This is a genomic window from Bartonella sp. MR168JLCBS (assembly GCF_042194175.1).
In genome coordinates, this window is record NZ_JBHIMP010000570.1 from 325 (window position 1) to 575 (window position 251).

At 39.8% G+C, this 251-nt stretch carries 1 pseudogene; it reads left to right on the forward strand.

Annotated features, from left to right (window positions below):
* Positions 1–251: pseudogene (glyA, locus tag ACFIK8_RS12745) on the forward strand (serine hydroxymethyltransferase); the annotation flags it as partial.

Genomic DNA, 251 nt, shown 5'->3' on the forward strand with positions numbered 1-251 from the left:
AAGAAAGCGCTTTTATGGGGGTTGTCGCTTTGTTGATGTCGTTGAAGATTTAGCAATTGAACGAGCAAAACAGCTTTTTGGTGCTGCTTTTGCTAACGTCCAGGCTCATTCTGGTAGCCAAATGAATCAAGCTGTATTTTTAGCTTTACTCCAGCCTGGTGATACATTTATGGGGTTGGATTTAAATTCTGGTGGTCATCTTACTCATGGTTCATCCGTTAATATGTCAGGAAAATGGTTTGATGTTGTTT